Genomic DNA, 17,728 nt, shown 5'->3' with positions numbered 1-17,728 from the left:
ACCAGTTTGAATAAGCTGTGGAGAACCCCATGAACGCGCCGCACAAGCTGCATCCCGAGTTTCGCGCCGAAGCCCTGCGCATCGGCGGAGAGAAAGTGACCCGTGAACGGATCATCGAAGTCTTTAACCCGTACTCGGGCGATCTGGTCGGCACGGTGCCCAAGGCATCGCTCGACGACGTGCGCCGCGCGTTCTCGATTGCCAAGCAATACCGCTCGAAGCTCACCCGCTTCGAGCGCGCCAACATTCTCGACAAGGCCGCCGCGCTGCTGCGCGAGCGCACGGCCGAAGCCGCCGCCATCATCACGATGGAGTCGGGGCTCTGCAAGAAAGACGCGGTGTATGAAATCGGCCGCGTGGCCGACGTACTAGGCTTTGCGGCGGGCGAAGCGCTGAAAGACGACGGTCAGGCCTTCTCGTGCGATCTCACGCCGCACGGCAAGAAGCGCCGTGTGGTGACGCAGCGCGAGCCGTTGCTCGGGGCGATTTCGGCCATCACGCCGTTTAATCATCCGATGAATCAGGTCGCGCACAAGGTCGCGCCGTCGGTGGCCACCAACAACCGCATGGTGCTCAAGCCGTCGGAGAAGGTGCCGCTCTCGGCCTTCTACCTCGCCGATACGCTGTATGAAGCGGGCCTGCCGCCGGAAATGCTGCAAGTGATCACGGGCGATCCGATGGAGATTGCCGACGAGATGCTGACCAACGAGAACATCGACATGATCACCTTCACCGGTGGTGTGTCGATCGGCAAGTACATTGCCTCGAAGGCCGGTTATCGCCGCATCGTGCTGGAGCTGGGCGGCAACGACCCGTTGATCGTGATGGAAGATGCCGACCTCGATCGCGCGTCCGATCTCGCTGTGCAAGGCTCGTACAAGAATTCGGGCCAGCGCTGCACGGCGGTGAAACGCATGCTCGTGCATCGCGACATCGCAGCGCAGTTCACCGAAATGGTCGTGGAGAAGACGCGCGCATGGAAGTACGGTGACCCGAGCGACGGCAATAACGACATGGGTACCGTCATCGACGAGGGTGCCGCGCGCCTGTTCGAAGCGCGTGTGAACGAAGCGGTGGCGCAGGGTGCCCGGTTGCTCGTAGGCAACAAGCGCGAGGGCGCGCTGTACTCGCCGACGGTGATCGACCGCGTCGACCCGAAGATGACGGTGGTGCGCGAAGAAACCTTCGGGCCGGTGTCGCCCATCATTACGTTCGGCAGCATCGACGAGGCGATTGCGATTTCCAACGGCACGGCCTTCGGTCTGTCGTCGGGCGTCTGTACCAACCGCCTCGACTACGTCACGCGCTTCACCGACGAGTTGCAGGTCGGTACGGTCAACGTCTGGGAAGTGCCGGGCTATCGCATCGAGCTGACGCCGTTCGGCGGCATCAAGGATTCCGGCCTCGGCTATAAAGAAGGGGTGCAGGAAGCGATGAAGAGCTTCACCAACACCAAAACCTTCACGCTGCCTTGGGGGGCATGAAGGTCGCGTGAGGTGAGGTCCGGGGGTGTCGCGGGGCGCGTCGGCGGGGCAATCCTGCCGGTGACGTTCCCGCTGTCACCCTTACGCAACAAGGCTTAGCAGAGTCGGTGCAAAAATTGTGACAAATTCATGACACGATTGTTGCGCCCGTCATTTTGGTGTACGGTGTACCGATTGGGGATACGCATGACGCGTGAACTTCATACGCATCCCGACGCCAGTTTTGATCTGACGCGGGATGCCTGTATGGCAAACCAGTGGTCGCGTCATGCCGGCGGCGCAGGGCGCTGCCCGTCCCGTCGACAACAAGATCACGGAACACTGGCATGCTGACACTGCTCAACCTTCTCTCCGGCGTAGCGATGCTGATCTGGGGTACGCATATCGTGCGTACCGGGGTCCTGCGCGTCTACGGCGCCGATCTGCGGCGCATTCTGTCCCACAGCATTTCGAACCGCTTTCTGGCTTTCGCGGCCGGCGTGCTCGTGACCGGACTGGTGCAGAGCAGCAACGCGACCGCGCTCATCGTCTCGTCCTTCGGTGCGCAGGGGTTGATTGCACTGGCACCGGCGCTCTCGATCATGCTCGGGGCCGACGTTGGCACGGCCATCATGGCGCGGATCCTGACGTTCGATCTGCACTGGCTCTCGCCGCTGCTGATCTTCTTCGGCGTCATCTTTTTCCTTTCACGCAAACAGACGCGCGCCGGGCAACTCGGCCGTGTGGCGATCGGTCTTGGCCTGATCATTCTTGCGTTGCAACTGATCGTCGGCGCGACCACGCCCATGACGCAGGCCGCCGGTGTGAAGGTGCTGTTCGGTTCGCTGACCGGCGACGTGATGCTCGACACCCTGATCGGCGCGCTGTTCGCGATGATCTCGTATTCGAGTCTGGCCGCCGTGCTGCTGACCGCTACGCTGGCCTCGTCGGGAGTGATCTCGCTGAAGGTCGCGCTGTGTCTCGTGATCGGTGCGAATCTGGGCAGCGGCATGCTGGCCATGCTGACCTCGGCGGGCCAGAACGCGGCCGGGCGTCGCGTGGTGTTCGGCAGCCTCATCTTCAAGCTGATCGGCTGCCTGATCGTGTTGCCGTTCGTCGACTACGCACCGCTGCTGGTGAGCTGGTTGTCGGACCAGCCAGCGCAGGCAGTTGTGAACTTCCACGTCATCTACAACCTGATCCGCTGCGTGGTCTTCCTCGCGTTCACCGAGCCGATGGCGCGCCTTTGCGTGCGGCTGCTGGCCGAGAAGCCCGAAGCGGATACCAGCGCGCGGCCCCGCCATCTGGATGAGAGTGCGCTGTCGATGCCGTCGGTGGCATTGGCCAACGCCACGCGCGAGACATTGCGCATGGGCGATATCGTCGAGCAGATGCTGAACGGGCTGCTCGAAGTCATTCGCAGCAACGATGTGGTGCGGGCGCGCGAGACGCGGCGGATGGACGACGATGTCGACCATCTTTATACGGCGGTGAAGATGTATCTCACGCGGGTGTCGCGCGAGAACCTGAGCGAGCCGGACAGCCGTCGCTGGACCGACATCATTTCGCTCACGATCAATCTGGAACATGCGGGCGACATCATCGAGCGCATGGTGACCGAGGTCGAAGAGAAGAAGATTTCGCACAAGCTGTCGTTCTCCGAGGCGGGCTTGCAGGAAATCTGCGACATGCATGCGCGGCTCGTGACCAACCTGCAACTTGGCTTGTCGGTGTTCCTGAACGGCGACCTCAAGAGCGCGCAGCGCCTGATGACCGAGAAGGAAAGTTTCCGCGATCTGGAGCGGGCGTATTCGTACACTCACCTGAATCGTCTGGCGGGTCAGTCGGTGCAGAGCATCGAGACGAGTTCGCTGCATCTGGACATCATCAGCGACATGAAGCGGTTGAATTCGCTGTTCTGCTCGACGGCGTACACCGTGCTGGATGACGCCGGTGCGTTGCGCAAGAGCCGCATGCGCGACAAGCCGAAGGAAATCAAAGAAACCAAGACGCCGAAGGAAACGAAGGTGTCGAAGCTGGCGGCGTTTGCCGATGTCGCGACGGCGGCCGCCCCATCGGATTCACGCGACGACAACGAGAGTTCACACGATGGCCCTGAGCCTGCCGGACATCCGCACCCTGTTCGATAAATTTGGCTCGCTGGCCTACAGCGGCGAGCCTGTCACCCAGTTGGAGCACGCGCTGCAAAGCGGCGCGTTAGCGCAGAGCGAGGGCGCCGACGAGGCGCTCGTCGCCGCCAGCTTTCTCCACGATCTCGGCCATTTGCTCAATCTTCAGGGCGAGACGCCCACCGAGCGCGGCATCGACGACCTGCATCAGTACTACGCCCTGCCTTTCCTGCGGCCGCTATTCAGCGATGCCGTCCTCGAGCCGATCCGGTTGCACGTCGACGCCAAGCGTTGCCTGTGCGCCGTCGATCCCGAGTACTTCAGCCAACTCTCTGTCGATTCCGTGCGCAGTCTTGCGTTGCAGGGCGGCGTGTTCAATGACGACGAGGCCAAGACGTTTCTTGCACGTGACCATGCGGAAGCCGCGATGCGACTGCGCCGCTGGGACGATCGCGCGAAAATCGCCGGTATGGCGACGCCGCCGCTCGATCACTTCATGAAGGTGCTGGAGCGCGTCACGATTCAGTGACGCTTGGGCGGTAGAGACGATGCCGCGCCAGAAGATCGGGCGCGGCATAGGGTGAAGCGTGGAGGGTGAAGACGGTCGCGATCAGCGCGGCAATTTCGCCCGCCAGCCGGCAGGCACGCAACGCAAGGCCAACGCACGCGACGGCTGCCAGAACACCGACAGCAACAACAGCGCGGCACCCACCACAACGGCGACCACCGGCAAGCTACTCGCATCAGATGAGGTCACCAGCACCTTCATGATGGCGCTGATCACGTACAGCAGCGACGAGAGCATGAGCGCGCGCCGGTCGATCACAAGCGACACCACCGTCAGCACCAGAAACACCGCAATCGCCGCGAACGGATGCGCCGGCATCAGCGTCCAGAAGATCGGGTGCGTGACCATGCACGCGGCGACCAGATGCAGCCAGAAGGCGACATCCGAGCGAATCGTCACGCGTTGCGGGTCTTGTGCATCCCAGCGCAGCGCCCACACGAAAATCGCGAGCCCCACGAGCACGCTGGCCACCAATATCCACTCAAGGAAGTTTTCCCGGAGCACAAGGATGTGGAACCACGCGGTGATGACGACGCCAGCGACACCGAACGCAATCGCGACCGGCACCCGAAAGCGCCACCAGTAGAGCGCGGCACCGGCAGCGGTGAAAATGGCCGTGCCGCCGAGCGTGAACCAGCTCATCGATTGCCGCACGCCGCTGACATCCTGCGTTACGAGCGACGCGTTGCCGAACCCGATCAATGCCACTGCGCTGATGAAACCGAAGCTGAAACACAGTGCGGGCAGCGCCATGCGGCGGCGTCGCACGAAAATCTCGGACAAGCCCCACGTGATGGCAGCGGAGATCAGCATCTGCAACGTCGTCGGGAGCGACATCGTCAGCCACCCGGTGCCGAACGACAGCAGCCACGCAGCGATCACCACGAACACATCGTTGAAGCTTGTGACCAGTCGCAACGGTTCGTCGTCGACGCGTTGCTGCGGCAGCGCCGGGTCTATCGCGTCGCGCGAGGGCGGCACGGATGCTGACGGGGAAGGGGATGAAGCGGAGGACGGCGGAAGGTCGGGGGTCGTCATGTGCGGCCAGATCGGTGAAAGTGACAAGCAGTGTAACTGCGCTACGCATTCACTGACCGACATTAGACGCAACACTCAGGCTTCACACAGCATCATTCAGCGATCATTTAGCGATCACTCGGCCATATTGCAATGACCTATCGCGAATGTGCCGCCCGGGGCGAGGCACATTGGCGATACAGGCGCGGCGATGCTCACACCTTCGCCGCGCACGGACACACGACGATTAGCCCGCCAGTGCCGTCGCTTCGATCTCGACGGCCACACCGTGACTGAGTGCCGGCACAGGCACGACGGCGCGTGCCGGTTTCGCGTCACCGGCCCAGGCCGTATAGACCTCGTTGAACGGTCCCCAGTCGTCGACATTCGTGATGTACACGCGCACTTGCACCAGCCGTTCGATACGGGTGCCGCAGGCGGTGAGAATGGCGGCGACGTTATCGAGTGCCTGTTTCGCCTGCACGGCAAACGGTGCACCGACGAGCCGCTCGCCTTCCGGCGTGATCGGCAGTTGCCCCGAGACGAACACAAAGCCGTTGGCGCACACGCCGTGTGAATAGTGACCACGCGGCGGTTGCAGCGTGGGGACATTCACTTCTTCGATACCGCGTTCCAGCGTACTCATACAGCCTCCCCGAGGGTAAGTTTGGCGAACCGCGCCATATCGACATTGCCGCCGGACAGAATGATGCCGACGCGCTTGCCCTTCACATCCAGCTTGCCTTGCAGCACAGCAGCGGCGGCGAGGCAGCCGGTCGGCTCGACCACGATCTTCATGCGGCTCGCGAAGAACTTCATCGTCTGCACGAGTTCGTCGTCGGTCACGGTCAGAATGTCGTCGACCAGCGAACGAATCACCGGGAACGTGTAGTTCCCCAGATGCTGCGTCTGTGCGCCATCGGCAATCGTGCGCGGCGTGTCGATGTGCACGATCTTGCCGCTGCGAAAGCTCTGCTGCCCGTCGTTGCCGGCCTCCGGCTCCACGCCGTAGATGGCAATGTTCGGGTTGAGCGCGCGTGCCGCGACGGCACAACCCGACAGCAGGCCGCCACCACCCAGACACACCACAAGAATGTCGAGCGTGCCGACGTCTTCGATCAATTCCTTGGCGGCGGTGCCTTGGCCGGCCATCACGTGCGGATGATCGTACGGCGGAATCAGGGTCATGCCGCGCTCGGTCGCCAGACGCGTGGCGAGCGCTTCGCGGTCTTCCTTGTAACGGTCGAAGAGCACGACTTCTGCGCCATAACCGCGCGTGGCGTCGATCTTCATTTGCGGGGCGTCTTGCGGCATCAGAATGACCGCTGCCACGCCCAATTCACGCGCGGCGAGGGCAATCGCCTGCGCATGGTTGCCCGACGAGAAGGCCAGCACGCCACCGCGTTTCTGTTCGGCGGTGAACTGCGAGATGGCGTTGTAGGCACCACGGAACTTGAACGCGCCCATGCGCTGGAAGTTCTCGGCCTTGAAGAACAGTTGCGCGCCGGTCATGGCGTCAGCCGTGCGCGAGGTGAGTACCGGTGTGTGGTGTGCGGCTTCGCGAATCCGATCATGGGCGGCCGCGACATCGCCGTACGTGATCGCCAGTTGGGGAGCAGTCATGATGTGCCTTTCGGGTCGGAGAGGTAGGTGTAGACGGTCGAGCGGGCCACGCCCAATGCGCGCGCGATCTCCGCGTGGGCATGACGCAGGTCGAGCAGCCCGCGCGCTTCGATCATGCGGATGGCGTCGCGGCGCTGGGCCAGCGAGAGTCCTTGCGGCGTGGTGTTGCGCTGCGCGGCAAAGTCGGTGATGAGCGGGCCGATGTCGTCGAGCCGGCGTGTGGCGAGCGTCTCGCGCACGGGCGCCGGCGACGCAGTCTGGATGTTCACCAGTTGCTGCACGCTGGCGGCGGCGGCTGCGAGCATCGAGATATCCATGTTCAGGCAGATGGCGGCTACGTACTCGCCGCCGCTGTTCTTCAAGCCGATGGAGGTGCTTTTGGCCGGACGCCCGTCGGGGAAGCGGTTCGCGTAATTGGCGATGACTTCGGGGAATGCGGGGTCGGCAATGCGCGCGAGCCCCATCTCGGTCACGGCGTCGCCGGGCTGGCGGCCTGACAGATTGTTGGCGATGGCCACGATGGCGTGATCGGGATCGGTCAGGTCGTGCAGCACCACTTCGACAAGCGGCGCGAACGTCTGGCCGAGCGCCTCGACGATCTTGCGGCCTTCACGCAACAGCAGTGCGTTCTCGTCGCGCTTGCCCGTACCGGGGGATTTGGTGGATTTCATGATTTGACATTATGTCACTCGGTGACGAAATGTCAAATTCGGCAAAAACAGGACTGCCTTGGTGGTTGGCGTTCAGGGCGAGGCTGTCGCTGTGTCCGATGCGGCGTTTTCCGCGTTTTCGGCATCGATGGTCTCCTCAAAGACACCGTCAAGATAGCTGGCGTAACGTTCCTGCAAATATTTGAGCGACGAAGCTTTGTCCACTTGCACTTCGAGTTTGTCCTGAAAGAACTTCAGCCGGGCGCGATTCTCGTCGAGCACCTGCGCCCATGTCTTGGCGTAGATCGACAGATTGTCCTTCGTATGAATCAGTCCGGCTTCGTCTTGCACACGATGTTCAGTGTAGGCGGCCAACTCGTCACTGATGATCCAGAACAGCCAAGTGGTGCCGACTTGTTTGAACCGAGGGTCGTTCATGACCGAAAAGGCATAACTCTCGATCTGCATGACCTCGGTTGCTGCGATGGCCACTTTAGGCGCTTTTAATTCAACGACAAGATGCGTCAGTTGGTTCACGCGGTGTTGCTTTGTCGCTTTCGACAGCATCAGGTCGACGATGCCGCGGGTTTGAGAGATGTGCTTGACCGGCGCATCGATGACGACATCGGGATCGAGCATCTTCCGGTGTGCGACCAACACTTGGGTGAGCGATTCGTCGTCCACGGCAAGGCCGAATTCTTCGCCGAACAGCCAGCAATTTTGCGCGATGATCCGGTGCAGTTGTGACCGCTCCTTCAAACGCTTTTTCGGTGCCGCGTCGAACAATACGGCTTCGAGCCCTGTCAGGAATTTCAGCCGATCAGACACGGTCCGGGCGGCGCCGATGATCGATGACAGCGACGTGTCCCGCAGTAGACGGGCCAACTCGTCGCGTTGACGCTTGGGCAGTTTCAGCACCTCGTCGAGGATGACTTGTAGTTCCTCGGGGCTTTTCTCTATCGCTTGCCGGAGCATGCGAAGTTGGAACGCCTTGTTTTTGATTTGGGTTATGTCGAAGTCGGGCAGGTGCCGGGCGACGTTGACGGCGACGATGTCGAAGACCTGCCGTTCGACGCGCTCGACCGGCGTAATGGCGTCGCCTGCAAACGGATAGACCTGCTCATCCTTCCATGCTTCGACCACAGTTCGGGCTTCTTCTGCCGCGCGCGTGCGGAAATAATCCTTGATGAGCTGCTGCGCTTCGTCGATTGCGGCAACGATCGGTGGTTGCATTTCCGCCAGTTCAATGGTGCCGTCCGTCTGCGCCATGCCAAGAAAAGGGGAGCACAGGTAGGCGGAGAACTGAAATGGGCCGATGTGGAATCGCCGGTCGACCTGAACCAAGGGAAAGCGTTGGTCGTTACAGAGATAGAGCGCCCTGTTGGCCGCGCTCTTCCATTCGACGACATGCAAACGAACCCAGTGTTCAAGGCCACCGATGCGGATGTCTGCGAGAGTGAATGTCTTGCGGCTGGCGATTGCCGTACCGGCGTCGATGGATTTTCCATCGAGAATAATGGCCGCTCTGCCCTCGTAGTCTGCAAGGAATAGCGCGAAGATCTCCGTCAATTCCTGCCGGCCTGCCTCGGAGGTGAACGTGCGGTAATCCTTGAGCGGCTCACCGATGGTGAGTGTGACGCCGGGCTTTGCCTTGCCGGTGACATCCACTTCGTCGCTGATGTTCACATGACGAATGTCGTGCGACGTCATCCGGATGCGGTACGACCACAACCTGCCATCGCGCTCGTAGACGACGGCCCATTCCGCAGATGCGCCGACGGCAAATGCCTTGAACCGGCCACGACCCTCCTGACCATGCAGAAAGCGTCCCGAAGCCGTCTGCGCGCCGGGTTTCTTCCATGAGCCGCCGAGGCGTCGGAAATAAGTCGGTGCCTCTGCATGAGGAATGCCGTAGCCATCATCCGAGACGACGATGGCGCGCAGTGTTTCGAGATCGTTGTACTCGAATGTGATGTCCACCCGCGACGCATCCGCGTCGAAGGCATTCCACAGGAGTTCGGAGAGTGCCTGAATAGGCCTTGCCCGAGCGATCTTCTCTAGAAAATCCGGTTGCACCTCGACCGGGTACTGATCTGCCATGCGCGTGCCCCCTTCGTAGTGATCGACCTGCGATCATTTCACCAATGGCTTCGGGGGGGATTCTATGGCGGGTGCGGTGGCGATCGTCATCGACGGCCGGCGGCGGGCTCGTGGACGACGTGCGGAATTGCAGAGCGAAAGCACGGGTAAAAGCCCTATTTTCGGGGCGGTTTCGGCAAATTGCCCTGTCTCGCGAGGTGCTTGAAAGTGCGGCTGGAGTGCCGGACGTTTTCAGAACATGACTACATGACCGCATGACCGCCAAACACGCCCATCCGTGTCGATCGAAAGCGCCGCGGATGGGGAAAGTATTCGGACGCCGGTGTCAGACCAACTGCTTCTCCGCCAACTCGCTCTTGAGGTAGCCGTAGTAGATCGGCGCGGCGACGAGTCCGGGCAGGCCGAAGGCGGCTTCCATCACGATCATGGCGAGCAGCAGCTCCCATGCGCGCGATTGAATCTGCGTGCCGACGATGCGCGCGTTGAGGAAGTATTCGAGCTTGTGAATCACGATCAGGAACACCAGCGACGCGATGGCCACGTACAGCGACACCGACAGGCTGAGCACCACAATGAACGTGTTCGAGATCAGGTTGCCCACCACCGGCAGCAGGCCCACGACGAACGTCACCACGATCATCGACTTGCGCAGCGGCACGTGAATGTCGAACAGCGGCAGCACGCCGAGCAAGAAGATCGCCGTGAAGACCGTGTTGATCGCCGAGATTTTCAACTGCGCAAAAACGATGCGCCGGAACGCATCGCCGAAGCGCGTGACACGTCGTGAGAGCGCGGCCGCGAGCGGTTGCATGTGCTGCACCGGTTGAATCGACGAGAGCGCCACCAGCGCGCCCAGCACCAGCCCTACGATGATGTGCACCATCGCGTTGAGCGCTTCCTTGCCGACCAGCGACATCTCCTGCGTGTGATCTTTCAGAAAGCCCGTCACAGCCTGATGAATGTCGTCGCTATCGGCGGGCAGCCGGTCGGTAATCCACGACGGCAACTGCGTGCGCGCCTGCTCCACCGCCTCCATCATGCGGCCGTTGATGTGTTGCAGATGCCCGGCGTCACTGCGAAAGAACGTCACGACACCGAAGATCAGCGCCGTCATCAGCGCCACGATGATCGCCGAGAGCAGCGCGACGGCGACCAGCCGTGCGCGTTCGCTCGAAATACGCAGTTGCAGGCGAGGCCCGAGTACGTGCACAAGTTGGAAGACGATCATGCCCGCAAGCACGGCCGAGAGCAGGTGAATGCTCAGAATCATCCACAGCGCCGCAGCGGCGAAAATGTAGCTTGTCAGTTCGACCCAGAAGGCTCGATCCGTTTTCCAGCCAGAACGCGGTTCCATGCGTTGACGTCCTTGTCAAAAACCTATCGCTGAACTTGCGCTCACGCGCTGCGTTTGAGCAGCGGCGCGAGATACTTGCCGGTGAAGCTCGCCTTGCTGGCCGCCACGTCCTCGGGCGTGCCCTGCGCGATGATCTGCCCGCCGCCCGCGCCGCCTTCCGGTCCGAGATCGATTACCCAGTCAGCCGTTTTGATCACGTCGAGATTGTGCTCGATGATGACCACGGTGTTGCCCTGATCGCGCAGCCGGTGGATGACGGTGAGCAACAGCTCGATATCGTGGAAGTGCAGACCCGTCGTCGGTTCATCAAGGATATACAACGTTCGGCCCGTATCGCGCTTGGAGAGTTCCAGCGACAGCTTCACACGCTGCGCTTCCCCGCCCGAAAGCGTGGTGGCCGACTGGCCGAGGCGAATGTAGCCGAGGCCCACGTCCAGCAACGTCTTGAGCTTGCGCGCCACGACCGGCACGGGCTTGAAGAACTCGTGCGCCTGCTCGACCGTCATGTCGAGCACTTCCGAGATATTGCGCCCCTTGTATTGCACTTCGAGCGTTTCGCGGTTGTAGCGCTTGCCGTGGCAGACGTCGCACGGCACGTACACATCGGGCAGGAAGTGCATTTCGACTTTGATGACGCCGTCGCCCTGACAGGCTTCGCAACGTCCGCCCTTCACATTGAACGAGAAGCGCCCCGGGTCGTAGCCGCGTTCCTTGGCCGCCGGCACACCGGCGAAGAGTTCGCGAATCGGCGTGAACAGGCCCGTGTACGTCGCCGGGTTCGAGCGCGGCGTGCGGCCGATGGGCGACTGATCGACGTTGATGACCTTGTCGAAGTGTTCCAGCCCCTCGATCTGCTCATACGGCGCAGGTTCGGCCTGCGAGCCGTAGAGATGCCGCGCGACGGCGTGGTAGAGCGTGTCGTTGATCAGTGTCGACTTGCCCGAGCCGGACACCCCCGTCACGCAGGTCAGCAAACCGACCGGCAGATCGAGACTCACATGCTTCAGGTTGTTGCCGGTGGCGTCGATGATGCGCAGACGGTCTTCGCCCGGTGCGCGCCGCTCCTGAGGTACTTCGATGCGGCGTGCGCCCGACAGATATTGCCCGGTGAGCGATTCCGGCGAGTTTTCGATCTGCTGCGGGCTGCCTTGCGCAATCACCGTGCCGCCGTGCACACCGGCACCCAGCCCCATGTCGACGACGTAGTCGCTCGCGAGAATCATGTCCTCGTCGTGTTCCACTACGATCACCGAGTTGCCGAGGTCGCGCAGATGCTTGAGCGTGCCGATCAGGCGATCGTTGTCGCGCTGATGCAAGCCGATCGACGGCTCGTCTAGCACATACATCACGCCCGTGAGGCCCGAGCCGATCTGCGATGCCAGCCGGATGCGCTGCGCTTCGCCGCCCGAGAGCGTGTCTGCGCTGCGTTCCAGAGAGAGATAGTCGAGACCGACGTTATTCAGGAACGACAGCCGCGCGACGATTTCCTTTACGATCTTGTCGGCGATCTCGCGCTTCGAACCATGCAGCACGAGTTCGTGGAAATAACCGAGTGTTTCGCGCAGCGGCAGGTTGCCGATCTCATAGATTGCGCGCGCCTGCGGGCCTTCGCCCACTTTGACGAAACGTGCCTCGCGGCGCAGCCGGCTGCCTTCGCAATCGGGGCAGGCGCGGTTGTTCTGGTACTTGGCGAGTTCTTCGCGCACGGCGACCGAGTCGGTCTCGCGATAGCGGCGCTCGAGGTTCGGGATGATGCCCTCGAACTCATGCTCGCGCACCGACGTGCGGCCCTTCTCGTTGACGTAGGTGAACGGAATGGTCTGCTCGCCCGAGCCGTACAGCACGATCTTCTGCGTGTCTTCCGGCAATTCCTCGAACGGCGTATCCACGTCGAAATCGTAGAACGCGGCGAGGCTTTGCAGCATCTGGAAGTAAAACTGGTTGCGGCGATCCCAGCCCTTGATCGCTCCCGAGGCGAGCGACAGGGCGGGGAAGCCGACGACGCGCTTCGGATCGAAGAACGTCATCTGTCCCAGCCCGTCGCAGGTCGGGCAGGCGCCCATCGGGTTGTTGAACGAGAACAGGCGCGGTTCGAGTTCCTGCAACGAATACGAGCACACCGGGCACGCAAACTTCGAACTGAAAACGTGCTCCTTGCCGGTGTCCATTTCGAGCGCAATAGCGCGGCCATCGGCCAGACGCAATGCTGTCTCGAACGATTCGGCAAGGCGTTGCTTGAGGTCCGGGCGCACCTTCACGCGATCGATGACCACGTCGACCGAGTGCTTCTCCGTCTTCTTGAGCTTGGGCAGCGCCTCGATGTCATAGACGCGGGCGGTGCCTTCGTTTGCCGCGCCGCCGCCCGAGCGGATGCGAAAGCGCACGAAACCCTGTGCCTGCATCGACTCGAACAGATCGGCGTGTTCGCCTTTGCGATCGACGACGATCGGCGCGAGGATCATCAGCTTGGTGTCTTCGGGCAGGGCGAGCACGGCATCGACCATCTGCGCGACATTCTGCGACTGGAGCGGCAGGCCGTGATCGGGGCAGTGCGGGGTGCCTACGCGGGCGTAGAGCAGGCGCAGGTAGTCGTGAATTTCCGTGACCGTGCCGACGGTCGAGCGCGGGTTGTGCGAGGTGGCCTTCTGTTCGATGGAAATCGCGGGCGAGAGGCCTTCGATCAGATCGACGTCCGGTTTTTCCATCAATTGCAGGAACTGCCTGGCGTAAGCCGACAGGCTCTCGACGTAGCGGCGCTGACCTTCGGCATAAAGCGTGTCGAAAGCGAGCGACGACTTGCCCGAACCGGACAGGCCGGTGATCACCACAAGCTGATGACGGGGCAGGTCGAGATTGACGTTCTTGAGGTTGTGGGTACGAGCCCCACGAATACGAATGGTTTCCATTGACGGTTCCGGAGTCGTCGCCGATGAACCCGCGCGGCGAATTGTCGCGGGAGCGGGTTCCGGCCCCCAAGAGCCCTGGTTTCCCGGGTCGTCAGGCCACGCCGGCACGGCGAAGCCGGGCATCGGCACAACAGGCGGCGGGAGCGGTCGGGCGGACCGCAGGGGGGAAATCCGGGCGGCTAAACCTGCTAATATACCTAAGTTTGATTTCTGGGGCAGAACCTGCTGATCGCACAGTGCGGGCGGGTTGCCAACGTGGGGACAGATGGGGACGAACGGCCCGATTACCAGAGGCACGCCCCGCAGCAGCGCGACATACCGTGCGACATACCGCCCGACATCGGGCAGATGGCCCCCGAGAGGGCCTTGCACGGGTGGTTTCGCGGCGCCGTGATCGAGCAGTCGAGCAGGCAATCCATCAGATCAACCCGAGGCTGGACGAGCTTTTTCATCTCTCAGGACGTAATGTCTACCGATTCCGTGACTTCCGCATCCCCTGCCACGACGAGCGGCCGTGGTGGCCGCATGACTCCGCTAGAAGTGCGCGCGAGTGCCTCGCTGGCGAGCATTTTCGCGCTGCGCATGCTTGGCCTGTTCCTGATCATGCCGGTGTTCTCTGTCTTTGCGCAGACGATTCCCGGCGGCAACAACACCTTTCTCGTCGGGCTGGCCATCGGCATCTACGGCCTGACGCAGTCGCTGCTGTACATCCCTTACGGCTGGGCGTCTGACCGGATCGGGCGCAAGCCGGTCATCATTTTCGGCCTGATCGTGTTTGCGATTGGCTCGCTGATTGCCGCCATGGCGCACGACCTGACGTGGATCATCGTCGGACGGGCCATTCAGGGGGCCGGGGCGATTTCGTCAGCCGTGATGGCCTGCGTGGCCGACCTGACGAGCGACGCCAACCGGACCAAGGCGATGGCGATGATCGGCGGCAGCATCGGCGTGTCGTTCGCCGTGGCCATCGTGTGCGCTCCGTTCCTGTATCACTGGCTGGGCATGAGCGGCTTGTTCTCCGCCATCGGCATTCTGGCGGTGGTCGCGATCTTCGTCGTGCTGTGGGTGGTGCCCACGCCGCCGGTGCACGCCAAGGCCGGCCCTGCGCCGTTTTCCGAAGTACTGCACAACCCTGAACTGCTGCGCCTGAACTTCGGCGTTTTCGTGTTGCACGCGACGCAGACGGCGCTGTTCGTGGCGATGCCGCGCATGCTGGTGGCGGCAGGCCTGCCGGTCGCGCAGCATTGGGAGATTTATCTGCCGGTGATGGGGCTGTCGTTCGTGGCGATGGTGCCGGCGATCATTGCGGCGGAAAAGCGCGGCAAGATGAAGATGGTGCTGCTCTCCGCGATTGCGCTGGTCGCGATTGCGCAATTGGCGCTGGGCGGATTGCCGCCGACGGTGGCCGTGATAGCGGTCGTGCTGTTCGTTTATTTCCTTGGATTCAATGTGCTGGAAGCCTCGCAGCCGTCGCTGGTGTCGAAGCTTGCGCCGGGGCAGCGCAAGGGCGCGGCGGTGGGCGTCTACAATACGACGCAGGCGCTGGGTCTGTTCTGTGGCGGCGCACTAGGGGGTTTTCTTATGACCCACTACGGTCAGAACGCAATATTCCTGACTTGTGCAGCGGGCGCTTTCGTGTGGCTTATAATCGCCGCACCGATGAGGCCTCCTGCGCCTCGTCAATCCTGAGCGGATTTCAGCAATTCCGGAGAAAGTTTCATGGCATCAGTCAACAAAGTCATCCTGGTCGGCAATCTGGGCGCCGATCCCGAAGTCCGCTACCTGCCTAGCGGCGATGCTGTAGCGAACATTCGTCTTGCGACGACCGACCGCTATAAGGACAAGCAGTCTGGCGAATTCAAGGAGATGACCGAATGGCATCGCGTGTCGTTCTTCGGCCGTCTGGCGGAAATCGTCAATGAGTACCTGAAGAAGGGCTCGTCGGTGTACATCGAGGGCAAGATCCGCACGCGCAAGTACCAAGCGCAGGACGGCACTGACCGTTACAGCACGGATATCGTGGCTGACCAGATGCAAATGCTGGGTGGCCGCGGTGGTGAGGGCGGTGGTGGCGGCGGTGGCGGTGGCTATTCGCGTGGCGGTGGCGACGAAGGCGGCGGCGGTGGCGGTGGTTATTCGCGCGGCGGCGGTGCAGGCGGTGGCGGCGGCGGTGCTCGCCAACAAGCCCCGGCCAAGCAGTCGGGCGGCTTCGACGACATGGACGACGATATCCCGTTCTGAAGCTAACCTGAAGCTGACCTAAAGCTTACCCACGTAGTACGCTTGAACAAAACCCCGAAGGCTTTACGCTCTCGGGGTTTTTGTTTTTCAGTCGCCCTGACAGATGAGTGAGCGGCGCAACGTCATGCGATGGACAACCGATAGATATCCACCGGCGCAAGAATGGCTGCCGGGGCGCCGCGCCGAACGACGTTCAGCATGGCGTCGCCCATCACGCGGGTGGTCAATACACTCGACGGCGAGACGCTGCGCACCAGCGCCAGCACCGGTTTGAGCACGAGATACAGCCATCGATAGCTGGTGGTGCGCGACTGGATGCCATCTTCGGGGACGATGGCCGCCGGGCGGAATATCGCCACCCGGCCGAAGGGCAGACGCGGCAACGCGTTTTCCGTTTGCCCTCGCACACGTGCCCACATCGTCTTGCCGCGCTCGCTGCTGTCGGCCCCCGCGCCGGACACATACACCATCGCCATGCCCGGGCTGCGGGCGACCAATTGCTGAGCGATGTGCAGCGTCAGGTCGTACGTCACGACGCGATAGTCCGCTTCTGCCATCCGAAACGACGTGACGCCGATGCAGAAGAAGCACGCATCCACGTTCGCAAATACGGCATCGCTCGCGTCGAAGGTCTTCAGATCGGGCACCACGACGACCTTGATGCGCGGATCGTCGTGGCCCCGCAGCGCCTGCCTGCCGACGACGATGATCTCGGTGACATCCGAGGCCTTCAGGCAGGCGAGCAATGCGCCTTGGCCGACCATGCCACTCGCGCCGAACAGGACAATTCGCATGACGTTACTCCGTAGGCCACACCGGGGCAGCCGAATCGAAATCGGCGGCCAGCGTGACGGGTTTCCAGATTTGCATCGACGCGTGACGCGCCTGCTCCTCGGCTTCAAGCACTTGCCAGGCATCTGAACCCAATACCAGACGCGCCGGCAGGCTCGCGCGCGTGGCGAGTTGCGCAATCAGTTTCGCAATGCGCTGCGGGTCACCGACTTCGTGCCCGACATAAGCATCGATCAACGCCTTGAACTCACCCATCGACGCTTGGTAATCCGCAGGCAGATCGTGCAACGTTTCGCGCGCCTCGTGGCCCCAGCCGGTGCGCATCCCACCGGGTTCCAACGTGCAGAGCTGAATGCCGAACGGGGCGACTTCTTTGCCCACGACATCGCTGAATCCACCGACGGCCCATTTGGCGGCCTGATAGGCTGCAAGCCCCGGCGTGCTAATACGACCACCCACCGACGATACTTGAAAAATGTAACCACCGCCCTGGCTTCGCATGACGGGAATCGCCGCGCGCGTGAGATTTACGACACCAAAGAAATTGGTCTCGATCTGCGCACGAAAGTCGTCATCTGCCGTGTACTCGAACGGCTCGATATGACCGTAACCCGCATTGTTGACGAGTACGTCGAGCCGACCGAAACGGCGTACGGCTTCCGCCACAGCGTCGCTCGCCTGTGCGCCATTCGTCACGTCGAGTGAAAACGTCGCGAGCTTGTCGCCGTACGCGCTGTACTGCGTCTTCAACTCGGCAAGCTGCGCCGGATTGCGTGCCGTCGCCAACACCTTGCTGCCAGCTTCGAGTGCCGCTTCGAGAATCGAACGACCTAACCCGCGCGCTGCGCCGGTAATCAACCAGACCTTGGACATGATAGTGACCCC

The 17,728-nt window shown here is 62.1% G+C and carries 14 protein-coding genes; 5 read left to right on the top strand and 9 right to left on the bottom strand.

What is annotated here, in order from left to right; all coding sequences use genetic code 11:
• Positions 1-29: 29 nt before the first annotated feature.
• The 3 genes from phnY to CDV44_RS19565 all read left to right on the top strand — a co-directional run bounded on the left by phnY (position 30) and on the right by CDV44_RS19565 (position 4,121).
• Entirely contained in the window at positions 30-1,484 is a 1,455-nt protein-coding gene (phnY, locus tag CDV44_RS19575) for a phosphonoacetaldehyde dehydrogenase (protein ID WP_087689825.1), read from the top strand.
• 326 nt (positions 1,485-1,810) lie between these two features.
• Positions 1,811-3,613: a Na/Pi cotransporter family protein gene (locus CDV44_RS19570; protein WP_084656001.1), complete on the top strand. Its 1,803-nt coding sequence runs from the start codon at positions 1,811-1,813 to the stop codon at positions 3,611-3,613.
• Positions 3,573-4,121: a phosphonate degradation HD-domain oxygenase gene (locus tag CDV44_RS19565; RefSeq protein WP_087689823.1), complete on the top strand. Its 549-nt coding sequence runs from the start codon at positions 3,573-3,575 to the stop codon at positions 4,119-4,121. Before CDV44_RS19570 ends, CDV44_RS19565 begins: the two co-directional genes overlap by 41 nt.
• A gap of 81 nt (positions 4,122-4,202) precedes the next feature.
• Here CDV44_RS19565 and CDV44_RS19560 read toward each other — a convergent pair whose 3' ends face one another.
• The 7 genes from CDV44_RS19560 to uvrA all read right to left on the bottom strand — a co-directional run bounded on the left by CDV44_RS19560 (position 4,203) and on the right by uvrA (position 13,810).
• Positions 4,203-5,198, bottom strand: coding sequence for a hypothetical protein (locus CDV44_RS19560; RefSeq protein WP_140413409.1), 996 nt, complete (start codon positions 5,196-5,198; stop codon positions 4,203-4,205).
• Between the two features lie 226 nt (positions 5,199-5,424).
• Entirely contained in the window at positions 5,425-5,823 is a 399-nt protein-coding gene (locus CDV44_RS19555; RefSeq protein ID WP_087689819.1) for a RidA family protein, read from the bottom strand.
• A complete protein-coding gene (locus CDV44_RS19550; RefSeq protein ID WP_087689817.1) occupies positions 5,820-6,800 on the bottom strand; it encodes a threo-3-hydroxy-L-aspartate ammonia-lyase in 981 nt (326 codons plus the stop codon). Before CDV44_RS19550 ends, CDV44_RS19555 begins: the two co-directional genes overlap by 4 nt.
• Complete coding sequence (locus CDV44_RS19545) at positions 6,797-7,471, bottom strand: transcriptional regulator (protein WP_087689815.1); 675 nt, start codon at positions 7,469-7,471, stop codon at positions 6,797-6,799. Before CDV44_RS19545 ends, CDV44_RS19550 begins: the two co-directional genes overlap by 4 nt.
• A 72-nt stretch (positions 7,472-7,543) precedes the next feature.
• On the bottom strand, positions 7,544-9,550 hold the full coding sequence (locus CDV44_RS19540) for an ATP-binding protein (RefSeq protein ID WP_087689814.1): 2,007 nt from the start codon (positions 9,548-9,550) through the stop codon (positions 7,544-7,546).
• Between the two features lie 325 nt (positions 9,551-9,875).
• Positions 9,876-10,904, bottom strand: coding sequence for an AI-2E family transporter (locus CDV44_RS19535; RefSeq protein ID WP_087689812.1), 1,029 nt, complete (start codon positions 10,902-10,904; stop codon positions 9,876-9,878).
• Between the two features lie 41 nt (positions 10,905-10,945).
• Positions 10,946-13,810: an excinuclease ABC subunit UvrA gene (gene uvrA, locus CDV44_RS19530; protein WP_058377184.1), complete on the bottom strand. Its 2,865-nt coding sequence runs from the start codon at positions 13,808-13,810 to the stop codon at positions 10,946-10,948.
• A gap of 525 nt (positions 13,811-14,335) precedes the next feature.
• On the opposite strand from uvrA, the gene CDV44_RS19525 reads away from it, so the two are divergent.
• Positions 14,336-15,499 carry an MFS transporter gene (locus CDV44_RS19525; RefSeq protein WP_058377185.1) on the top strand — a complete coding sequence of 388 codons (1,164 nt, stop codon included), beginning with the start codon at positions 14,336-14,338 and terminating at the stop codon, positions 15,497-15,499.
• Positions 15,500-15,529: 30 nt separating this feature from the next.
• A complete protein-coding gene (locus tag CDV44_RS19520; protein ID WP_087689810.1) occupies positions 15,530-16,051 on the top strand; it encodes a single-stranded DNA-binding protein in 522 nt (173 codons plus the stop codon).
• Between the two features lie 122 nt (positions 16,052-16,173).
• On the opposite strand, the gene CDV44_RS19515 is transcribed toward CDV44_RS19520, so the two are convergent.
• Complete coding sequence (locus tag CDV44_RS19515; RefSeq protein ID WP_087689809.1) at positions 16,174-16,845, bottom strand: semialdehyde dehydrogenase; 672 nt, start codon at positions 16,843-16,845, stop codon at positions 16,174-16,176.
• Between the two features lie 4 nt (positions 16,846-16,849).
• A complete protein-coding gene (locus CDV44_RS19510) occupies positions 16,850-17,716 on the bottom strand; it encodes an SDR family NAD(P)-dependent oxidoreductase (RefSeq protein ID WP_087689807.1) in 867 nt (288 codons plus the stop codon).
• Positions 17,717-17,728 lie beyond the last annotated feature (12 nt).

This window comes from Pandoraea sp. PE-S2R-1 (assembly GCF_002179865.1).
GTDB lineage: Bacteria > Pseudomonadota > Gammaproteobacteria > Burkholderiales > Burkholderiaceae > Pandoraea.
Note: the sequence above shows the minus strand (reverse complement) of the source record. Positions and strands in the feature narration are given on the sequence as shown.